This is a genomic window from Pontibacter burrus (assembly GCF_010686685.1).
Taxonomy (GTDB): Bacteria; Bacteroidota; Bacteroidia; order Cytophagales; family Hymenobacteraceae; genus Pontibacter; species Pontibacter burrus.
Window position 1 is genome coordinate 148,419 of the sequence record NZ_JAAGWD010000007.1, and the last position, 21,772, is coordinate 170,190.

Consider the following 21,772-nt stretch of genomic DNA (forward strand, 5'->3'; position numbering starts at 1 on the left):
ACTATGGAAAAAGAGAACAAGGGTGTAGTAGTCGTAACCGGGGCATCGGCGGGGCTGGGCCGGTCTATAGCCCGCGAGTTTGCCAAAGTAGGTTACGATGTGGCTTTGCTGGCACGCGGCGAAGACGGACTGAAAGGTGCTAAAAAGGAAGTGGAAGAAATGGGCCGCCGGGCCGTGTACTTTACAGTAGATGTAGCCGATGCCGCAGCCGTGGAGCGTGCAGCCGAAGAAACCGAAAAGCAACTGGGCCCTATCACCGTGTGGGTAAACAATGCCATGAACAGCGTATTCAGTCCGGTAAAGGAAATGGAGCCGGAAGAATACAAGCGCGTAACCGAAGTAACCTACCTGGGTCAGGTATACGGCACACTGTCGGCGCTGAAACGCATGCTGCCGCGCGACAAAGGCGTAATTGTGCTGGTTGGTTCAGCGCTGGCTTACCGTGGCATTCCGTTGCAATCGGCGTACTGCGGTTCTAAACATGCCATACAAGGCTTTTTCGATTCGTTAAGATCAGAGCTGCTGCACGACAAGAGTAAGGTTAGGGCAACGATGGTACAGTTACCGGCCATGAATACGACACAGTTCAAATTCGTGAAGACGCGCCTGCCGAACAAGCCTAAACCGATGGGTAAGATCTACCAGCCCGAAGTGGCCGCCAAAGCCATCGTTTACGCTGCCGAAAACGAACGCCGTGAAGTGTATGTAGGCTACCCTACCGTGCAGGCTATAATTGGCGACAAGATTGCCCCTGAAGTTGGCGATTGGGTATTGGCCAAAACGGGCATAAAAGGGCAGCAAACCGACATACCCGAAGACCCGAACCGGCCAAACAACCTGTGGGAGCCTCTCCCTGGCGACCATGGCGCACATGGCACGTTTGATGCTGAAGCCACCTACCACTCTCCGCAACTATGGCTAAGCATGCATAAAAAAGAGATCATAGCTGGTTCGCTGGCTTTAGGTGGGATGTTTTTGGGCAACATGATTCTTAAAAAGTGGATGAATGGCAACAACGATAAGCAGCCCGAGTACGAGATCTAACCTATAGTTAATCACCAGGTACTGAGCTAAGACAAACTTACACAAGCTATTGCCGTTAATTTGAATGGCAGATAATTAAACTATAACACTTAAAGCTATGAACAACAACGAAAGAGACCGTTACCGAAGCGACCGCGGCAATTATAGATCGCATCGCTCGGAGCGCTACCGCCATCCTGAAAGCGATACATACCACTTCGATAACTATGGCGATGCTGCACACGGCGGCTATGGCAACGAAAGCTACTCCGGCACCTATGGCAACCAGGGCGATGAGGGGGCCGGCCACCGCTCCAGAAACGTAGCGAATCGTGGCATGAGCACTTACGACACATCGCGCAACTATGGCAACATGGGCAGTTATGGTGGCGCACAGGGCTTTGGCTCTTCGCGTGGCGGATATTCTTCGCAGCGCCGGTCTTCAGATTTAGGCTCAGAATTTAGCAGCGGCCACGGACGCTACGAGCGCACCGGCTATGGCCGCGGTACCAGCCAGGGCCATAGCCGCGGGTATGAAAATGACTACGACAGCCACGGCCAGAACGCTGATTATGATAGTTACGAACGCGGCAGTAACCGCGACATGTACGGCGACTACACTTCCAGACGTTTCCAGGGATCGAACCAGGGCCGTTTTGATTTTGACCGTGATGAGTATAGAACCAGCAGTTATGGCGGCGACCGTGAAAATTACATGGGTAGCGGCTACGAGCGTACCCCACGCCGAAACGAATACGGCTCAACCCGCGGCGACTACGGCTCATCGGGCCGATACCTGGGCAGAAGCACAGGCAGCTACGACCAACCCTATGGCATGAGCGGCTATTACCAGGGCGGTTACTACAACGACACCGATTACAACAGTTACGCCCGCGACCGAGATGAGCGCCAGAACGACTGGTAGTTTGTCTGAACCGGGATTAAGATAGATTATTGAGATTATCAGGAAGAAAGAGGCGCAGGATATTGCGCCTCTTTTTTTGTGTGATGCTTAAGACCTCACAGTGTGCGCAGCTCCTGTGAGTGTCAAATTATCTCCGAAGTAAGACACTCACAGGTCCTCCAGACACTGTGAGGTCTGGGAAACTGTAAATAGCTCTCCGGCAAGCCCGCTAAATGCTCCAGCCGTTCTCCTTCCAGTGTCAGGTAACTTTTCATACTGTCGGCGGTGAGGCAGGAATGGATCGGTAAAATGTACATGATATCGCCTATACTATAGTTCGCAAACTGCTCATCTGTAGCTTTCAAAATACCATGCTCCTGCGATAACGATACCAGGTTAATGCCTTCAACCGGATCAGTCCAGCCATTTCCGGTCATCGCCACAACTCTGCCGAATAAATTACTGCCATCTGACTGCGATAATACGTCTTTCGAGAAATGTACGCTGCCGCCATAAAGGATTATCTCGTTTCGTTCAGAGTGTTTGGCGATGACCGGACAGGCCATGCAAACTGCTATCTGGTTATAAGTATTGCTGCCGATGTGCTGCTGCGTGAGGTCGTAAAACACAAAATTGCCGGGCCTGATCTCGTCTACACCAACTATAGTTTCCAGAATACTGCAGCTTGGCGTATCGCCGATGGAGAGTTCTATAGTTTGAAACTGGCCTTTGTAGCGCTCAAGCAACTGGTTCAGATGGTCAACTGTCGTTTGATGTATAGCACGGATTGCTTCGGCATCGGTTTGTTTATAGGTATGGCCGTCGTGGGCCATAAAGCCCTGGAACTCCAATTTATCGGTAGCAGCTATAGTTTGCAGGGCATTGTCTATCGTTTTATAGTTAGTAGCCGGGATACCTGTACGATGATAACCTGTATCGATTTTTAGCCAGACTGCTACCTTGTGGTTTAAACCTTTCTGCAGTATAGGCACTACTTCTTCATTCACTACGATCAGGTGCAGGCGTACGCGGCTGGCCAGTTCGTTAATTGTTTCCAGTTCCAGCACATTTACAGGTATAGCCACCATAATATCGGTCCAGCCGTGGTTGGCAAAGTACCGCGCCATTCTCACCGATGAAACCGTGATCGCTTCCACACCTTCCTGCCTGAACCACTCTCCAACCTGCGCCGACTGATGCGTTTTGAAATGCGGCCTTAACCTTAAGCCGTTGCGCCTGGCTTTCTCCACCATCAAGCGGATGTTTCGCAGGCACTTTTCTTTGTCGAGGAGCAGGGTTGGGACGGTAATTTTCATCGGTCAAATTCAAGTAAGGTAAACCGTGAAGTTACCAAGATTTGGGGAGAGATGCTTTTATAGTTTGGGCTACTACGGTATTTGATAAAGTTTATATATTAGCTTTTGCTTACGATTTTAACATCATAGTCAACTTCGTATAGATAAGCAGAATAGACTTATGCTTACTTTAATGCAATAGTTGGTAGCAATTACAACAGACATCCTGCAATGACAATAGGACGATTAATAATTTTAGTTTTGGGAATTTCAATTTTGACTAGTTGTAGACATGGATATAAAGTTGAAGACGGCAAAGTATATTACGAGTACTGGCATGAAGGATTGGGATTTGAACAAGGTAAACGACTTATTGAAGTAGCAGATGCAAAGAGCTTTAAACCGTTGAGTTTCGATTGTGATTGCAGTTTCGAGTTTGGCAAAGACAAGAATTACCTGTTTATAAACGGTGAACCTATTAAAAATATAGACCCAAACACTTTTACATTTATCGGAAACTATATTTTCCGTGACAAAAACTCAGCTTACTTTTTTGGTTTCTATAACAACTTGAATGATTGTGATATCAAAGGAGTTGATCCTGATAAAATAACATTGATAAAATATCCTTGGGCGAAGGCTGATAACTTTTTAATTCACGGAAGTGACACAATTAGACTTGACGATATCAATGAATTTATCCCAATTGACGATAACTGGGGAAGGACAAAGAAATACATTATAAATAAGGATAAAATTCTATACGGTGCAGACGTAGAAACTTTTAAAATCACAAGCTCTTTTGAAGGGAAAGATAAAAATTACAATTATGAATTTGGATTCATAGCAAGAGACGATTTTAAGAAAACGAAGTACAAAAATTTTAGCTTTCAAAAAGAAGATATATGCAATTCTGGATTATTGGAATTTACAGATATATATGATAATGAAGAACCAATACATGATTACCAACATGAAAAAAGTGTACTTACAGAAAATTTAAAAATTAATGGGTTTACACTAAATGCATTTAGACACGGAAACTGGTCTAGCGGACCAAGAATTGTGAGCTATATACTGACAGACAACCATTGTGACTGCTATGTTGACAAACTTTATCATTATGACTATTCAAAACCTTCTGAAACAGAAAAAAATTATAGAGTAACAGAGAGAATTCATTGTAGACCAACAGCATTGTAGACCAACAGATAGAAAATAAATGAAGTGGAAGATAGATTATAAATAAACCAGCACAACTCAGGCTTTAAAATCGACTACACCTCATTCATAGCTTGTACAAACTGTAGAAATAAACCTGACAATTATCCCCCTTTCCACTCCCCTACTACTGACATATATCATTTCCTGCGGCGCGGCAACTTCGGACCTTTGCAGTATAATTTCAGCCCGAAAAACGGGCAACTGTACTAAACCTGTAAGTTATGACCGCACAAGTAACTACACCAACTGAACTGCTAGCCAAATACGACGTGCCTTCGCCGAGGTACACCAGCTACCCAACAGTACCGTTTTGGGACGAAAAGCCACTGACCGAAGCCGCCTGGATGCTGCACGTAAAACAGGCTTTTGATAAGACAAATGATACCGACGGCATTAGTGTGTACATGCACCTGCCTTTCTGCGAGAAACTTTGCACCTACTGCGGCTGCAACAAGCGCATTACCAAGAACCACGCCGTAGAGGAACCTTATATTGTAGCCATTTTAAAGGAATGGGAACGCTATCTGCAGGTTTTCGGAAGGAGGCCGCGCATTACTGAGCTGCACTTAGGCGGTGGTACTCCCACTTTTTTCGGTGCTGAAAACCTGAAACTGATGCTGGGCAAACTACTGGAGAAAGCCGAACTGGCTCCGGATGCCGCATTAAGTATAGAAGTACACCCAAACGCCACCAACGCCGAGCAACTGCAGGTGCTTTACGACCTGGGTTTCAGAAGACTGAGCGTTGGTATACAGGATTTCGATATTAAGGTGCAGTTCGTGATCAACCGCATCCAGACCTTCGAGAAGACAAAAGAGATATTTGACGCTGCCCGCGAAATTGGCTACACATCCATTAACGGAGACATTATTTACGGCCTGCCAATGCAGACTGCCGACAGCGTGCGCCATACGATAGAAAGGGTAAAAGAGCTTCGTCCGGAGCGCATTGCGTTTTATAGTTACGCCCACGTGCCCTGGAAGAGCAAAGCCCAGCGCCGCTACTCCGAAGCCGACCTGCCGGAGCCATCTGTAAAACGTGGTTTATACGAAATGGGCCGCGCTATGCTGGAAGAGGCCGGTTACGTAGAGATCGGCCTGGACCACTTTGCGCTTCCAACTGACGAACTATACCTAGCGGCACAAAACGGCGCTTTGCACCGCAACTTTATGGGCTACACCCCGCGCCACACTGAGCTGCTAATTGGCCTGGGATGCTCCAGTATCTCCGATACCGGCACTGCTTTTATGCAGAATATTAAAGATGTCGAACCTTACGAAGCTGCGGTAGAGATGGGAATTCTTCCGATCCTGAAAGGCCATGAGCTGACCGCCGAGGACCGCCTGATACGCCAGCACATTACAAACTTGATGTGCCAGTTTAAAACTGAGTGGGACGAAGCTGTAGCCCCTTATTTTGTAGATGCATTGGTTCGTCTGCAGCCGCTTGCCGAAGATGGGCTGGTGGAGTACTCCAACACAGGTATTCAGATCCTGCCAGCTGGTCATCCGTTTGTTCGCAACATCGCCATGTGCCTTGATGCCCGCTTGTGGTCGCAACAACCAACTACGCCGGTGTTCAGTAAATCGGTCTAGGGCCAGCGGATAAGGTGATTTAAGATTTTGGATTTCGATTTATAAGAAGGAGCTGTTCTCAGGGGCAGCTCTTTTTATTTGTCTGAATCAGGATTAAAGGATTAAATGATGTGCAGGATTGGGGCTTTGGCTGTTGTTGGCTGCTATAATTATATAGTTAGTGTTATAACCCACCCCTACCCCTCCCAAGAGGGGAATTCTCCCTTTGCTATAGTTGATTCTATAGTGCTATCGTTACAAATGATGAGCAGGCAGGCGCAGCCTGCCCCACGGAACTACCACCATGGAAAGGCCACAGAACTATAGTTGATCAACCAAAATATAGGTTAGCTATCGAAGGATAGCAGTCTTTGGGTTGAGCGCCTTTGACTTGTTGCGGTGGCGCAGCCAACACGAGCGCAGCGAGGGTAGCAAGAAGGCAGCAGCGCGATGCCCGAAGACGGGGCCCCGCGGCCGTGAGCGCACCAAAGCAACTATAACACTGTAGGCTGGTTGAGCTCCCAGGATCAGCAGCAACTATAGCACGAACTGCTTGGGCCAAGTTGCAACTATAGCCAACTATAGAATGATAGCTTAAACTATAGTTTGAGATAGATTTCTCGTTACACTCGAAATGACAAAAGAAATTAACTTACGCTGGCTCTCCTCGAATTACGTTTCAAGAATGCTAATGATGACAATAGCTCAATAACTTTTAACTATAAACTCTACCACCTACCTTTGCTATAACCTAAACTATAGTTCATGAGCTATTTTTACGTAAAGGCGCTGCACATCATCTTTGTGGTAACCTGGTTTGCCGGGCTTTTCTATATCGTGCGCCTTTTTATCTACTTCGCCGAAGCTTCAGAGAAGCCTGAACCGGAGAAATCCATTCTTCAGGACCAGTTTAAAATAATGCAGAAACGGCTGTGGTATGGCATTACATGGCCATCGGCAGTGCTGACGGCCATATTCGGGCTGAGCATGTGGAATTTGTATGGCGGCACTCCCAACTGGCTTATCTGGAAACTAAGCTTTGTGGTGGGGCTTTATGTCTATCATTTCCTGTGCCACGGCATCTTTAAACAGCAGCAGCTGGGAATTTTAAAATATAGCTCCACGCAGCTTCGCATCTGGAACGAAGTAGCCACACTTTTCCTGATCAGTATTGTGTTCCTGGTTGTGCTGAAGAATACCCTGAGCATGGTTTGGGGTATTGTAGGTCTAATCCTGTTTTCAGCTATCCTGATGCTGGCTATCCGAATTTATAAACGTGTACGGGAGAAGAATTAACATCGATTAAGAAGTAAAAACAGCCATTTAACTATTCAGCAACTCAACCTTTACCAATATGAAACAGCCGGAACTGAAAGCGAACGAACGTGAACTGATCAAACTTATCCGATATTTCAGCAAGCGCGCTAATGCCTTAATTGAGTCCGGCGAACTGAGCGCGGAGCACGAAAAACTTACCACCGCATGCCAGAACCTGGAGCAGCAACTATACACGCATGCCCAGAACCGTTGCGCCATCTTGGACAAACGCGCCCGTCTGGAGAAGGTAGTGGAAGACAACGCCCAGTGCCCGCAATGCAAACACGCCGACATGCTGAAACGCTCCGGCATCACCAGCAACGAGCATGGCTGGCGTTGTAATACCTACAAATGCCGCCGCTGTAACATTACGTTTACCTGGAACCGGCCAAACAACCCATGGCACCTTGTCGAGTTCCTGGAACTATACATAAAGGAGTTGGAAACTGCTTTGCAGACAGAACAGAACGAGGCCATGCGCGAGCATATCGTGACTTCTGTAGCCCAGATGCAGGACAGCCTTAACCGACTGCGCCCTGTTTTGAATGATTCGGATGAAGAAGTAAGCGCATTGGATGCAAAAGAGTCAGAAATGACACGCTTGATCCATCAGTTTAAAAGCTACCTGCAAATCGAGAAAATAAAGCTGGACATGAGTCAGGAGCCTGAGGCATAAACTATTGCTCAGGTTTAAATCAAATCCTTTTATCAATAACCGGCTATAGTTTATGAGCAGCTACTGACCAACAAACTATAGTTTTTGCTCATAAGACCTGATAGCATTAGGGTAACAATAGCATTTAAACTATAGTTTTGATCAGGTTTAGCCTTTAAAACATAATTATTCCTCTACAACAATAAAATTTAAAAAGAATGTAACCCTGTTCGCTAAATTTTCGTAGCGCGGCCGTACAACCTGTGTTTTTATTCTCTATCTTGTACATGAAGTTAGTAATTACACAATGGAGTACAATATTATAATCGCACCTGATTTAGAGACTTTGGCTACTGAAGTGGCCGATTTCATTCCGATGGGCTGGAGGCTGAAAGGCAGTATTCTGGAACATAACAATGGTTTTGCTCAGCAGTTGGAACGTAGGCCTTCTGACACGCTGAGAATGCAGCGCAAACAGCGCCAAATCAAGCAAAAGCGTACTAAATGGATTGAATAGCTCCAAGAAGATAAAAACCAAAGGTAAACCACTCCTTATTTTGCAAGCTGCATCAGGGAGTGGTTCTTTTTTTGTATTTATGTCATATTTCTGCCCTAACCAAACGATTGCCTTTGCAGTATAGTAAAGTTATTAACCCTTAAATACTTTACTTAATGGCGGAAACTGCTACCATTACTGGCACAGCACCAGCAGCCAGCGTAAACCAATCCCTTATAAATCAGCTGTATTTACCTGTAAAACGCTGGTTCCTACTCAACTTCAAGCTCGACAGCACTTATTTCAAGAAACAGCCTGATCGTATCTGGCTGGATCAGAACTTATATCCTCGTCTTGCCAAAATTAAGCAGGGACGCATCTTATTTGTTGGTTGCGCCTATTATACCTGGGAGTCTCTGAAGCATTTTAACAAAGGAGTAGACCTGGTTACTGTTGATATTGATGAGTGCAACATAATATGGGGAGGCAAAAACCACCTGGTGGCCAGCATCCTGGAGATAGATAGGTATGTAGAGGCCAGCAGCTTCGACATTGTGTTACTAAACGGCATTTTCGGACATGGTGTTGATTCACCGATGATGCAGATCCAAACCTTCAAGTCACTGCACCGCATTCTGAAACCAGGCGGCTTGCTCCAGATTGGCTGGAACCACGACCTTACCCCGGACCCGCTCAACTTTGACATCAGCAAAGAATTATATTATAAAACTGACTACGAAGGTCTGCCCGAACGCACAACTTTCCCGGACTCAACCCACGTCTTCGATTTCCTGAGAGCAAAAAAGTAACTAAAGCGTTGTAGTTGGCAGGACTAGTGATTTTTGTCTGAATCAAGATTAAGGGGGATTTTAGGGATTTATGGGATTAGGGCTTCTGCTGTTTGCAACTGCTATAATTTTATAGTTAGTGTTCTAACCCACCCCTACCCCTCCCGAGAGGGGAATTGCTGCAATGCTATAGTATAGGTTATAGTTCTATAGTTAATCATCCCCCTACCCCCTTCAAAGGGGGACTTTTTGGCTACTATAGTTTGGGCAACCGTTCTTCTATAGCTGCAAAACATGAACAGGCAGGCGCAGCCTGCCCCACGGAACTACCACCACGGAAAGGCGATGCAACCATAGCTACTCATGAAAACTATAGTTGTAGCTATCGAAAGATCGCAGTCTTTGGGTTGAGCGCCTTGTAGATTTCTGGTGCCGCCAGGCATTGCGACGCAGGAGCAAAAGAAATGTACACCGCGCGATGCCCGAAGACGGGGCCTCGCGGCCGTGAGCGCACCAAAGCAACTATAGCACTGTAGGTGAGTAAAGCTCCCAGGATGAAAAGCTACTATAGTACGAGCTGCTTGTGGCAAATGCCTGCTATAGTTAGCTATAGAATGATGACTTCAACTATAGTTTGTAATAGATTTCTCACGATGTTCGAAATGACAATAAAGTAAACTATAGGACATATAAGATGTCTCGGCTAACGCTCGACATGACGAAGGCGAAACTATAAACAATTATAACATCCCTTAACTCAGCTCGAAACACCAGAGAACCACAGTCAAACCTTTGCTTTCAGCTTCTTCAGCATCCCCTTCATTTTATCCAACACATGAAAATCAGAGCGGTAGAAATCGCATTGGCTGATCAGGTCTTCATTGCCCCATATGGTGAAGCGGTTTAAGGTAAGCAGGTTCGTTGGCTCGTAAAAATCAGGGTTAAAGTTTTTTGCGTGCTCTACAGTAATCCCGAGCTTTATATCTTCCTCACGGCAAACCTTAAGTGCTGTTTCATTAAATTCGCCACATGGGTATGCGATTGTTATTGGTCGGTAACCTACCATATCTTCTAAAATATCCTGTGCCTTGCTAATCTGCTCTTTTATGCCAGCAGCATCATAGTTAGGTAACACGGCATGATCGCAAGTGTGGTTGCCGATATGGATGAGCGGGTGCTGGGCCAGTTTATTTAATTCCGTTGGAGTAAGTGGACGGTCAGTATCTCCTACTGGTGTAAAGCAATCCGGACCATATTTACTGATCAGGTAAGCGTCTATGGCATCGTCGGTAAGGGTTAGTAGGTGCTTTTTCTCCAGGCCGATGGCAGCGTCGCTCATACCTGCTTTTTTACCCTCGCGATAAGCTACATCCCACCAAAAGGCTTTGTTCTTCAGCACGTGGTTGGCCGAAACGAAGATCAGGGCTGGTACATTAAATTCTTCCAGTATTGGTAACGCACGCAGGTTGTTATAATAACCATCGTCGAAAGTAATCATGACATAACGATCGTTGGGGGGCAGGCCATTTAGCACATCTACCGGCGACACGAATTTATAGCCTTTGCTCTTGTGGTATTCCACAAACCTGCGGAAAATGGGCACAGTAACCTGTTGCTGCGGGTCGGCAATTTGCTGTTCTATTTCCTGTCTATCGCGAAACAGGGCATGAAAAAGATAGGTATTTAAGGCGTTCTGTTCTTTAACCGCCGAAAGTATAAGGGGTGCCATCATCACATCCACCTGGTGGATGGCCTTGCGTATAGTTGATTTCATGTAAATAAAGGGTAATTCTGCCAGCTTTGGCCGGCTATTTACAGACTTATACTGTGTGCAGCCAAGCTTAGTTATAGCCTTTTTTCAGAATCAAACACACCTTATAGTATAGATCAGCGGTTGCAGGCAAACTCTGCTATTTGTGCATCACAATATTTGAATGTTTCAGCATCTTTTTTAAGCAATCGCAGTATATATGCCTGAAATTATGAAATCCGGTTTAACCAGAATAATCCAATCACTTGGTACCGGCACCCAGCCTGGCAAACAAAGCAGGCTTAAAAAAAACACCCTTAACCACTGATCATGAAAAGAATTAGTTACTTTCTGTTCTTTCTGGTATTTATCAGTTCCTGTATTTCTAAAAAAGAACTGGTTTACATGCAGAATGGCAACCTGAAAACAGCTACTCCTACTACTTTTAACACCAACATTCCGGATTACAAATTACAGATAAACGATGTGCTCTCTGTGAAAGTGCTTAGCGCTGAACGTGAGCTATCGGAAATTTATAACATCATCAGTCCTACAAACGGATTTGGTGTGGCCGAGCCAGGCAGTTTATACCTGAGCGGGTACTCCGTGGATTCTGAAGGAAATATTAACCTGCCAAACGTAGGCAAGCTTAAAGTGTCTGGACTTACCACCACGCAGGCACAACAACTGATACAACGCAGCCTGAACGAGTACCTGACTGGAGCTACAGTTGTGGTAAAACTTATCAGCTTTAAAATAAGCGTTCTGGGAGACGTACAAAAGCCCGGCTACTATTATGTGTATAATGAGCAGGCCAGCCTGCTGGAGGGTCTGGCACTTGCCGGTGACCTGAATTATACAGCAAGCAGACAGAATATAAAGCTTATCAGGCAAACGCCAAACGGCTCCGAAGTTATTTTGCTCGACCTCCGCGACCCGGGGCTCGTACAATCTCCGTATTACTACCTGCTGCCAAACGACGTACTATACGTAGAACCGCGCACATCCTTTGTGAAGCGCGATAACCTGGTTGTGGTTACCACTATCCTGAGTGTGGTGTCTACAGCAGCTCTATTCCTAAATTTTGTAAAGTAACCCATGAGAAGAAATAATACTAAAGAACATGAAATAGACCTGAAGAGCTGGTTTTTCAAGTTCCGCTCCAAATGGTACATGTTTGCTATTTTCAGTGTACTGGCGCTGGCCGCAGCTTATGTCTATATCAAAAGTTCGGAGCGTATTTACCAGTATAGTGCCACACTGTTACTCGGAGACCAGCACACCGGCTCTAAAAAGGCCCAGGAGCTGCTAAACCTACTTGAGGTACAAAACAAAGGCATTAAGGTAGAAGACGAGATCGGGTTGATTACCTCTACCGAAATGATCCGGAAGGCTATGCTGCACCTGGATTTTAATGTTTCTTACTATAAGGCCACCGACCATTGGCTGAATAAGATAGCAGACCTTGTGGTGGAAGAACAGTATGAAACTGCCCCGTACGTTATCAAACTGGATACTTCGTCGGCACAGCTGGTTGATGTACCGATGGAAGTGCGCATGCTGCCTGACAATAAGTTTGAACTGAAAGTAAAAGGCAAGAATGTAGCCCGCTATAATTTCCGGAACCATACCATACTGGAAGTACTGCCGGAAGTGGAATTTACAAAGGTATTGCCTGTTGGGCAGCCATATAAGGACAAGTACATGAGCTTTACGCTGTTCCCTGCCAAAGATGCTGACATTGCTCCTGTCAAAAAACATTTTTTTGTGGTTAACAGCTTAGATAGCCAGGTTGGGCACCAGCAGGCAAACCTGCATGTATCGCCGATAGAGCGTGAAGCCCGCGTTTTGCAGCTGGTAAGCAGAGGCAGCATCCCTGAAAAAGAGATTCTGTTCCTGAACACGCTGATGGACACCTATGTAGAAAACGATCTTCAGGAAAAGAACCAGAACGGCCGCAAGACACTTGAGTTTATAGACAAGCAACTGGCAGATCTTTCCGATTCATTAAGAATCAGTAAACAGGCGCTTTCATCGTTCCGTTCTGCTAACCGCATCGCTAACATCGGTGTGCAGTCTAACATCCATTACGAGAAACTATCGCAGCTCGAAATTGAGAAAGCCCGCATCACGACCGACAAGATCTATTACCAGAACATTCTGGAGCAGATTCAGAACGGCGATGGCATTGCCCAATCTGTTTCGCCTACGGTAGCTGGTATCCAGAACCCGAACCTGAACAACCTGTTCCTGGAGCTTTCGGAGCTGAACAAGCAGAAAGCAGGCTACGAAGTAAACGCCACCCAGAAAAACCAGCTGCTGCAGGTACTGGAGGGTAAAATAGAAAGCACAAAGCTGGCTATAGTTGCCAACCTTAAAAACCTGATCCGTTCAGCGGATATTTCGCAGCAGGATGTGCAGCGCCGCATGAACCAGATCGAATCCAACCTGGCCAGAGTACCTGAAAACGAGCGCCACCTGATGGACCTGCAAAGCCAGGCCGACTTCATAAACAAGCGTTACGACTTTTTACTGGAAAAACGTGCTGAAGCTGCTATCTCGCTCGCTACCAACACTACTGATAAAAAGATTGTAGACCATGCTGCTATGGTAAGTGCGGCTCCGATAAATGTGAAGCCTAAAATGATCTACATGCTGGCACTGTTAATTGGTTTAGCAATTCCTGCTGGCCTGATCGTGCTGATGAGTAACGTGGACAACACCATACAAGGCAAAAATGACCTGAGCGCTATTACCAGCATTCCATTCCTGGGGGTAGTGGCACACGGTTCCAAATCAGATAAACTGGCTGTTGTTAACAATCAGCGTTCTGCTATAGCCGAGTCGTTCAGGTCCATCAGGATAAACCTGCAATACCTGCTATCGGAAAGCAGCTTTAAAGTGGTTGGGGTTACCTCATCTATCTCGGGCGAAGGTAAAACGTTCTGTTCGGTTAACCTGAGCAGCGAACTGGCCTTATCGGGCAAGCGCGTGGTACTGATTGAGTCGGATATGCGCAAGCCTACATTCGGCAAGTACTTCGACACGCACAACGCTTCGGGGCTATCCTCATACCTGATGCAGGGATTGCCGATTGAAGATGTGATTCAGCCGACAGGCATCGAAAACCTGGATATTATTCCATGCGGACCAATCCCGGAAAATGCCATTCGCCTGCTGGAACTGCCTAAAATGCGCGAACTGCTGGACAAACTGAAAGAGCATTATGATTATGTAGTGGTAGATACACCTCCTATCGGTTTCGTGTCAGAGTACTTTATTCTGATGAAGCACATGGATACAACCCTGTATGTGGTAAAACACAAGTACACAGACAAAGACATGCTGGGCCAGATAAATGAGCTGTATGCAGCCAAACGAATCAAAAATATCTACATGGTCATCAACGACCTGGATTACAGCAATACATACGAATACGGCTACAAGAAAAAGGCGTCCTACTACTATGTATAGTAACAGGCTGCCTTAAAACCTATACCCTTAACCTGGCGTGCCTGCATGTGCTATTCGTATAGTTGGCAGGCAGCCGAGAAAATCTGTTTATGAGTGATAATTTGGCATCGAAAGCGGTGAATGGCATCAAGTGGGGTTCAGCTTCTACGATTGCCAATGCCGTGATGCAGATCGGATACACGGCCATCATGGCCAGGCTGCTGACACCCGAAGCCTTTGGTCTTGTTGCACTTGCCGGCGTGGTGCTTCGCTTTGGAGCCTATTTTGCCAACCTGGGCCTTAACAAAGCTATAGTTCAGCGCGAGGAGCTATTGCCGGAACACGTCCGGGCAGCATTTACTTCGTCAGTTTTACTGGGGCTGCTGTTTACGGGTATAACCTGGGTTGCCGCCCCTGCCGCCGCTGCTTTCTTCCAGAATGAAGAAGCTATTCCTGTTATCCGCGTAATGGCGTTCATGTTCCTGATAAATGGCTTATCGTCTACGGCGGTAAGTATGATGGAACGCAACATGCAGTTTAAGGCGCTCAGCATCCTCGAAACGGTATCGTACATTCTTGCCTATTTAGGTGTCGGTATTATACTGGCTTACCTCGACTTTGGGGTTTGGGCGCTGGTATTTGCGTCGCTGTCACAGTTCTTCTTTGTATCCATTGGAGCTTATGCCGTTGTCAGACACAACATCATTTTCCTGTTTAACTGGCAGGCCTATAAACCGCTTTTTGCCTACGGTAGCCGCATGTCGTTAATCAGCTTCCTCGAGTTTCTGAGCATAAATGTGGACACGATCCTGATTGGCCGCTTTCTTGGAGAGTACAGGCTGGGTATCTATAGCCGTTCGCGCGAGCTGGTAAGCCAGCCCATGCACATGCTTACCCGCATGCTTATAAAGGTAGTGTTCCCGTCTTTCAGTAAAATGCAGTCTGATAACGAAAAGCTCGGGAAAGCTTATTCATCAAGCATAACACTGCTGGCCGCAGTTATCATCCCGATCTGTTTGGGCATAATGGTGGCTGCTCCTGAAATTGTATATGTTTTACTAGGCGAACAATGGGAAGCGGCAATTCCTGTGCTCCAGATTCTTTGCCTGGGTATTCCACTCAACTTCCTGACCATGTTTGCCGGCATTATCTGCGACGCAAAAGCCATCCTGAACATCAAGATCGTTTTGAACATTGTGTTGATGGCGGTAATTGCCCTGTTCTTCTATGTGCTCAAAGATTTTGGCCTGATCGGATTTGCATGGGCAGTTGTGTTATCGGAACTGGTGAAGATGGGCTTTTACCAGCGCGTTATGAAAAACGCACTCGAAATTACGTACAGGCAGCAGTTGCAGGCCTATTTACCAGGTCTGGTGAACGGTGCCTTAGCCGCAGTAGCCATTTACATGGTAACCTCGCTCCTGCACAACTTTAACCTGCCAGTAATAGTACTACTTATATCACAGATCGCTACTGGTGCAATTGTCCTGGGTGTGGCAACTTTGTTTTTCCCCCACAGGCTGCTGCGCGCCGAAATCGGTAAACTGTTGTCTAAAATGGGCCTATCAGAAGATTCAGGCTCCTATTATGGCAGAATGATCAACAGGTATAAAACATTCATTATTAAGTAAGTATCACAGGAAGGTTTATCAGAATATATGAAGATTAATGTAGGGGTTTGCGGACCAATAGACCTGAAGCTGCTAAACTGGAAATTAAAGCACGAAGATTTACCGGACACAAACGCTTTTCCACTCACATCATACTATATAAATGCGCTGCTTAAACGCGGCTTTAAAGTTACAGGCTATACCAATGCTCCCGACCTGAAGGAGCCAAAGGTGCTGCAATGCGGTAACCTCACCATTTGTATTGGTACAGTAAAGCAAAAGCCAGGGCGTCGTTTCTTTGATTTCGAGATCGAGGCACTGCATAAAATGATAGAAGCCAACCCGGCGGATATCATCAGCGCCTTCTGGACCTATGAGTATGCGCTGGCAGCTCTTAAAACGAGCATCCCGACTATAGTAAACATACACGATGTAGCCCTCAAGATCCTGCTGAAACAGCCCGATATGTTCCGGTTCGTGCGCTGGATCATGAACTATAAATCAGTAAGTAAAGCAAACTATCTGGTTGCCAACTCCAGCTACACATACCGCCAGCTTGCCCGACCTGAGCAGGCCAAAGCCGTAACTATAAATAACTTCTATACATCCGACATAGAAACTATAAGTGAGGCTATACCAGCAAAAGGGAATTATATAGTATCGGTGGTGCAGGGTTTTACCAAACGCAAGAACATACATGGCAGCTTACAGGCCTTTGCCAAAGTTCGTGCCCTCTTCCCCAATCTTGAATACCACCTGGTAGGTGTAGATATGGAAGAAAACGGACCAGCACACCAATATGCCAAACAACTCGGCATTGCAGATGGTGTAAAGTTTATTGGCTGCCTGGGTTTTGAAGATGTGGTAAAAGAAACCGCCGGAGCGAAAATATTGGTTCATCCATCCTATGAAGAATCGTTTGGGATGGCCATACTGGAAGCGATGGTGGCAGGTACAGCCGTAGTTGGTGGCGATAAGAGCGGTTTTGTGCCTGAATTACTGGCGCACGGCAAAGCCGGGTTGCTCTGCGATATCACATCGCCGGATGCCATGGCGGAGCAAATAATTCGACTGCTGGAAAGCGAACAACTATGGCGTGAAACCGTACGATACGCAAAGCAGCATGCCCGCAAACATTTTTCGGAAGATGTGGTCATAAATCAGCACTTGGCACTTTTCAGCCGCGTACTTGCCCGTGAACTGATACCTAAATATGCACAGGGCGCTTACAGCCCAATGCCGCTTCCCGACACTGCCTGAGTGCCTGCTATACGTTACATAGCCCCATGAAGCTAAACTATACATTCTTATTTATCATCCCTCTGGCGCTGATCTTCCTGCTGGACAACATGTTTATGGAGTTGCTGGCGCCAGAGAGTGCACATGGCGGAACTCTCATCAGCTCAATGGCCAAGCTCATTGCGGGTATTGCTATAGGGTACAGTGCGCTGTTCTTTCAGCGCATGTCCATACCAATGAAGTGGGCCTTCTTCTTAACCTCGCTGTATTTGTTCGGGCTTTCTATGGAGTCAGCTTATAAGTACGGCACCTTCTTCGTGTATCCGCACGTATTCCTGAAGGTGATGATCTTCTTTTACTCGATCTTTATTTACACCTACTATAAAGGAAACAATTACCTGAAAATGAGCCACCTGGTATTTTTTATACTGGCTGGATTCTGGTTAAATGTGCTTGTTGTAAACCCTGGTGCACTCAGCATATCCTCCTTCACACAGCATGAGCGCGGTGTACACTCTACCTCAGTGTACATGCTTGTTATTCCTTTTCTGTATTTCCTGACACAGTATTTCTTTAAAGCCAAATGGTATAGTTTGCCGATGGCCTTTTTTGTGCTGCTTACTATATTCTTTTTTCAGCACCGCACGGTGTGGGTTTGTACAGTTATAGTGCTGGCCGTCTACTACCTTTTGTTTCGTTTCAAAACCGATACCCCGATTGGTATCGGCAAGATCCTGCCTATCATCGGTATTATAGTTGCAGGTGGCTTAGCCAGCAGTGCTTTTCTTTTCTCTATGCACCCGGAGATCATTACCAAAATCTTAGAAAACTTCTCGGATATAGAAAACTTTGATAAACAGGGCACCGGCAGCTGGCGCTACAACCAATGGCTTTCTTACCTGCCCTTTATCAAAGAGAACCTTGTAATGGGCATGCGTTTCGAGGGGTTTGAGCTGCCTATCCAATTTTACCGCGACGATATTGATAAACCCGTTTTTGAAGACGGATATGGGCACTTCTTCCATAGTTTTTACGTGGATGTGCTGTTCTACGCCGGCTTAATTGGCCTGTCGCTATTCCTGTGGCAAGCGTTTTATGCTATCTGGAAAGCATTACGGGTAAAGCGTTTGAACGAAAACCAGATCATCATGATCGCGTTTATTATCAGTGGCTTTGTATTTGGTATCTCTTATATACTTCCAGCGTATTACTATGGGATACTCGGCCTCACCATTGTGCTGCTCGAAGAAGATGAGCCAGACCGGACATCGTACCTGAGAGAGTTTGCCACCCGCAGGAAACGACAACTGATCGCATTAAGGGAAAGACTTATTCCTTCGTGAGCAGCAACAGGCCCTGAACTATAGTTCATCCTTATTCAAACCCTTTAACTATGCAAACATCTACCGACCATACACAACCTTTAGAGACCCCGGTGCTCCTGATCATATTTAACAGGGCACATACTACCCAGAAAGTACTGGACCGCATACGCCAGGTACAGCCCAAAAAACTATACGTTGCCGCAGATGGCCCGCGACCTGGTAATGCCAGCGACTTGGAGCGCTGCGCCGAAGCCCGCGCCGTAATTGAGCAGGTAGACTGGGATTGCGAAGTAAAAACACTATTCAGAGAGCAGAACCTGGGCTGTGGCGTAGCTCCATCAAGCGCTATAAGCTGGCTGTTTGAGCACGAAGAAACTGGTATTATACTGGAAGACGACTGCGTGCCATCTAAAAGCTTTTTCTGGTTTTGCCAGGAGCTGCTGGAGAAATACAAGCAAGATACCCGCGTAATGCACATCAGTGGCAACAACTACCTGAACGGCTGGAAACGCGATTCGGATTACTCTTACTACTTCTCGAACAAAGTGAACAGTTGGGGCTGGGCTACCTGGCGCCGTGCCTGGCAACTATACGACTTTAACCTGGGCAACTATCCCGAGCTCAAGAACAAGGGTTACCTGAATGGCATCTTTCTGAACAAGTTTGAGGAAACCTACCGCCTAAGCAAGATAGAAGAAACTATAGCCAATTTGCAGAAAGGCGATGTGTGGGATTACCAGTGGGAATTTACTGTGTACTCTAACTCCGGTTTGTGCATTGTGCCGGAAGTGAACCTGGTGAGCAACATCGGTTTTGGCGAAGACGCCACGCACACCTTTAACCAGTTCGAAGAAAAGGCCAAGATTCGCGAGAACGAGATCAGTTTTCCGCTGCGGCACCCGCGCTTCGTTATCCGCGACCAGGAATCGGACCGTCGGTATTTTAATCGCATGATGCGCGACAAGGCCAGCGCCAAGTTAAAAGCGTTGTTCAATTTTAGCCTGTAAGCCATGAAAGTACTTTTATCGGCATACGCCTGCGAACCGCACCGTGGAACTGAACTTGGTAACGGCTGGAACTGGGCACTAAATACAGCTAAACTGGGCCACGACGTGTGGTGCCTCACAACGATAGAAGGCCGCACCGCCATAGAAGCAGAAGTGGAAAGACTGGCCATGCCTAACCTGCACATTGTGTTCGTAGAGCTGCCTGCCTGGATCGATAAAGCCTTTGAATACCACCTGGGTTTTTACTTTCATTACATTGCCTGGCAGCAATACGCCTATCGCAAAGCAAAAGAGCTGGACAAAACGATAGATTTTGACCTGGTGCACCATGCAACTATAGGTAGTCTGCAGTTAGGAACCGCCCTCTGGAAACTGAATAAACCGCTTATTTTCGGGCCATGTGGTGGCGGACAGGAAGCGCCTAAAGCATTCAAAAAATACTTTTATAGTAGCTGGAAAGAAGAAGTTATCCGCTCCTGGATCAGTAAACTGTTGCTGGCTGTGAACCCGGACGTGAAGAAAACCATGCAACGGGCATCATTGGTACTGACAACCAACCAGGATACTTACGACATGGCTGCAAAAGCCGGCGCCTTAAACCCACAAATGTTCCTGGACACCAGTCTGCCGGAGAGCTTTTACCCGGAAACTTACCCTACTCGTGCCCCCAAAGAAGTGCTGAACATACTATGGGTGGGCCGCCTGTTTGCCCGAAAAGGAATGCCGGTTGTATTGGAAGCTCTGAAACACGTTCGCCCGGATGTGCCGTTTAAACTGACGATACTCGGTGATGGCCCGATGCGCGATATGGTGCCCCAGTGGATAGCCGAAAATAACCTGCAAAGCAAAGTGGATTGGAAAGGCCAGGTGCCGTGGGAAGAAGTAAAACGGGCCTACACCGAGAGTGATCTGTTCCTGTTCTGCAGTCTGCGCGATTCCTCGCCAGCTCAGTTCCTGGAAGCGATGGCTTATGGCTTGCCTGTGGTAACACTGGACCTGCACGGTGGCAAGAACTTAGTGCCTGACAGCGCTGGTATAAAAGTACCTGTCACCAACCCCGAAAAAACCTGTAAAGCCTTGGCAAAGGCTGTGGAACAACTATACGACAACCCAATGCTGCGCGAAGAAATGGGCCGAAATGGCTATGCCTTCGCAAAAACGCAAACCTGGACCCTTAAAACAGAACATATTGCCGGCCTTTATAGTAAGTATACCCAAGCTAAACCTACAGAACAAACTGTTCAACCCAATACCCTTAACCTGACATGATTCATATAGTTATACCCGTTTTCAACCGTAAGAATTTTACCCGCGAGTGCTTATTGTCGCTGAAGCGCGGCACCAACCAGAACTATAGTATTGTAGTGGTAGATGATGGCTCTACCGATGGTACGGCCGATATGCTACGCGAAGAGTTTCCGGAAGTGAAAGTACTTTTCGGAGATGGCAACCTGTTCTGGACGGCCAGCGTGAACATGGGCCTGAAATATGCCCTGCAACATGGCGCAGAATATGTGATGACGCTAAACAACGACCTGGAAGTAGCAGAGGACTTTATAGAGAATACCTACAAGTGGATCAGGCAAAAGCCGAATGCTGTTATTGGGGCCCTGGAGATGGATGCCGTAACCCGTGAGCCTTTCTGCGGTGGTGAGATTATCGATTTTAAACGCAACAAGGTTCGTTATCTGTTAAATGAACTGCCAAAAGAGAAACAGGTAGGCTTGCACAATGTATCGCAGTTGCCTGGCCGTGGTTTGCTGATACCGCGTGCAGTTATCGAAAAGATTGGCTTATTTGATCAGGATCGCTTTCCGCACTATGTAGCTGATTATGACTATACGCATACTGCGCTGCGCAACGGTTTTGAACTATACGTAAACTACGACGCCAAACTATATACCTACCCTGAAGAGAGCGGTGAACGCAAAAACCGTAAAGAGAAATCGCTGAAGAACTTTTACAACCACCTGTTCGATATAAAAGGCGGCGGCAACCTGCGCGATTTTACACGTTTTACACTAAAGAACTGCCCGGCACCCTATATCCCGTATTACCTGGTTAACGGGGTAGCCCGTCGTATTTTCGGATACCTGGTACATTAAACTAATA

General features: G+C 46.6%; 18 protein-coding genes. 16 read left to right on the plus strand and 2 right to left on the minus strand.

Annotated elements, in window-relative coordinates; translation table 11 throughout:
• Nucleotides 1-3 precede the first annotated feature (3 nt).
• Entirely contained in the window at nucleotides 4-1,044 is a 1,041-nt protein-coding gene (locus GXP69_RS15790) for an SDR family oxidoreductase (RefSeq protein WP_163916075.1), read from the plus strand.
• A gap of 97 nt (nucleotides 1,045-1,141) precedes the next feature.
• The gene (locus tag GXP69_RS15795; RefSeq protein ID WP_163916077.1) at nucleotides 1,142-1,948 is read left to right on the plus strand and encodes a hypothetical protein; all 807 of its coding nucleotides are present in this window, start codon (nucleotides 1,142-1,144) and stop codon (nucleotides 1,946-1,948) included.
• Nucleotides 1,949-2,070: 122 nt separating this feature from the next.
• Here the strand turns inward: GXP69_RS15795 and GXP69_RS15800 are convergent, their stop codons facing one another.
• Entirely contained in the window at nucleotides 2,071-3,243 is a 1,173-nt protein-coding gene (locus GXP69_RS15800; RefSeq protein ID WP_163916079.1) for an alanine racemase, read from the minus strand.
• 210 nt (nucleotides 3,244-3,453) lie between these two features.
• Between GXP69_RS15800 and GXP69_RS15805 the strand changes: the two genes are divergently transcribed.
• The 6 genes from GXP69_RS15805 (at nucleotide 3,454) to GXP69_RS15830 (ending at nucleotide 9,297) form a co-directional block, all read left to right on the plus strand.
• Complete coding sequence (locus tag GXP69_RS15805; RefSeq protein WP_163916081.1) at nucleotides 3,454-4,425, plus strand: DKNYY domain-containing protein; 972 nt, start codon at nucleotides 3,454-3,456, stop codon at nucleotides 4,423-4,425.
• A gap of 242 nt (nucleotides 4,426-4,667) precedes the next feature.
• Nucleotides 4,668-6,041 carry an oxygen-independent coproporphyrinogen III oxidase gene (gene hemN, locus GXP69_RS15810; protein WP_163916083.1) on the plus strand — a complete coding sequence of 458 codons (1,374 nt, stop codon included), beginning with the start codon at nucleotides 4,668-4,670 and terminating at the stop codon, nucleotides 6,039-6,041.
• A gap of 744 nt (nucleotides 6,042-6,785) precedes the next feature.
• Nucleotides 6,786-7,316, plus strand: coding sequence for a CopD family protein (locus tag GXP69_RS15815; RefSeq protein ID WP_163916085.1), 531 nt, complete (start codon nucleotides 6,786-6,788; stop codon nucleotides 7,314-7,316).
• A gap of 58 nt (nucleotides 7,317-7,374) precedes the next feature.
• The gene (locus tag GXP69_RS15820; RefSeq protein ID WP_163916087.1) at nucleotides 7,375-8,013 is read left to right on the plus strand and encodes a hypothetical protein; all 639 of its coding nucleotides are present in this window, start codon (nucleotides 7,375-7,377) and stop codon (nucleotides 8,011-8,013) included.
• 286 nt (nucleotides 8,014-8,299) lie between these two features.
• Nucleotides 8,300-8,509: a hypothetical protein gene (locus tag GXP69_RS15825; protein ID WP_163916089.1), complete on the plus strand. Its 210-nt coding sequence runs from the start codon at nucleotides 8,300-8,302 to the stop codon at nucleotides 8,507-8,509.
• Nucleotides 8,510-8,664: 155 nt separating this feature from the next.
• Nucleotides 8,665-9,297, plus strand: coding sequence for a class I SAM-dependent methyltransferase (locus GXP69_RS15830; RefSeq protein ID WP_163916091.1), 633 nt, complete (start codon nucleotides 8,665-8,667; stop codon nucleotides 9,295-9,297).
• 763 nt (nucleotides 9,298-10,060) lie between these two features.
• Here the strand turns inward: GXP69_RS15830 and GXP69_RS15835 are convergent.
• Entirely contained in the window at nucleotides 10,061-11,050 is a 990-nt protein-coding gene (locus GXP69_RS15835) for a polysaccharide deacetylase family protein (protein WP_163916093.1), read from the minus strand.
• 306 nt (nucleotides 11,051-11,356) lie between these two features.
• Between GXP69_RS15835 and GXP69_RS15840 the strand changes: the two genes are divergently transcribed.
• The 8 genes from GXP69_RS15840 to GXP69_RS15875 all read left to right on the plus strand — a co-directional run bounded on the left by GXP69_RS15840 (nucleotide 11,357) and on the right by GXP69_RS15875 (nucleotide 21,765).
• Nucleotides 11,357-12,121 carry a polysaccharide biosynthesis/export family protein gene (locus tag GXP69_RS15840; RefSeq protein WP_163916095.1) on the plus strand — a complete coding sequence of 255 codons (765 nt, stop codon included), beginning with the start codon at nucleotides 11,357-11,359 and terminating at the stop codon, nucleotides 12,119-12,121.
• A 3-nt stretch (nucleotides 12,122-12,124) separates the two neighbouring features.
• Nucleotides 12,125-14,500 carry a tyrosine-protein kinase gene (locus GXP69_RS15845; RefSeq protein WP_163916097.1) on the plus strand — a complete coding sequence of 792 codons (2,376 nt, stop codon included), beginning with the start codon at nucleotides 12,125-12,127 and terminating at the stop codon, nucleotides 14,498-14,500.
• Between the two features lie 89 nt (nucleotides 14,501-14,589).
• Nucleotides 14,590-16,110 carry a lipopolysaccharide biosynthesis protein gene (locus GXP69_RS15850; RefSeq protein ID WP_163916099.1) on the plus strand — a complete coding sequence of 507 codons (1,521 nt, stop codon included), beginning with the start codon at nucleotides 14,590-14,592 and terminating at the stop codon, nucleotides 16,108-16,110.
• A gap of 27 nt (nucleotides 16,111-16,137) precedes the next feature.
• Entirely contained in the window at nucleotides 16,138-17,349 is a 1,212-nt protein-coding gene (locus GXP69_RS15855) for a glycosyltransferase family 4 protein (RefSeq protein ID WP_163916101.1), read from the plus strand.
• Between the two features lie 26 nt (nucleotides 17,350-17,375).
• Entirely contained in the window at nucleotides 17,376-18,671 is a 1,296-nt protein-coding gene (locus GXP69_RS15860; protein ID WP_163916103.1) for an O-antigen ligase family protein, read from the plus strand.
• 50 nt (nucleotides 18,672-18,721) lie between these two features.
• Nucleotides 18,722-19,660 (plus strand): nucleotide-diphospho-sugar transferase, encoded by a 939-nt coding sequence (locus tag GXP69_RS15865; RefSeq protein WP_163916105.1) that lies wholly within the window; start codon nucleotides 18,722-18,724, stop codon nucleotides 19,658-19,660.
• 3 nt (nucleotides 19,661-19,663) lie between these two features.
• Entirely contained in the window at nucleotides 19,664-20,929 is a 1,266-nt protein-coding gene (locus GXP69_RS15870) for a glycosyltransferase family 4 protein (RefSeq protein ID WP_163916106.1), read from the plus strand.
• Complete coding sequence (locus GXP69_RS15875) at nucleotides 20,926-21,765, plus strand: glycosyltransferase family 2 protein (protein WP_163916108.1); 840 nt, start codon at nucleotides 20,926-20,928, stop codon at nucleotides 21,763-21,765. Before GXP69_RS15870 ends, GXP69_RS15875 begins: the two co-directional genes overlap by 4 nt.
• Nucleotides 21,766-21,772 lie beyond the last annotated feature (7 nt).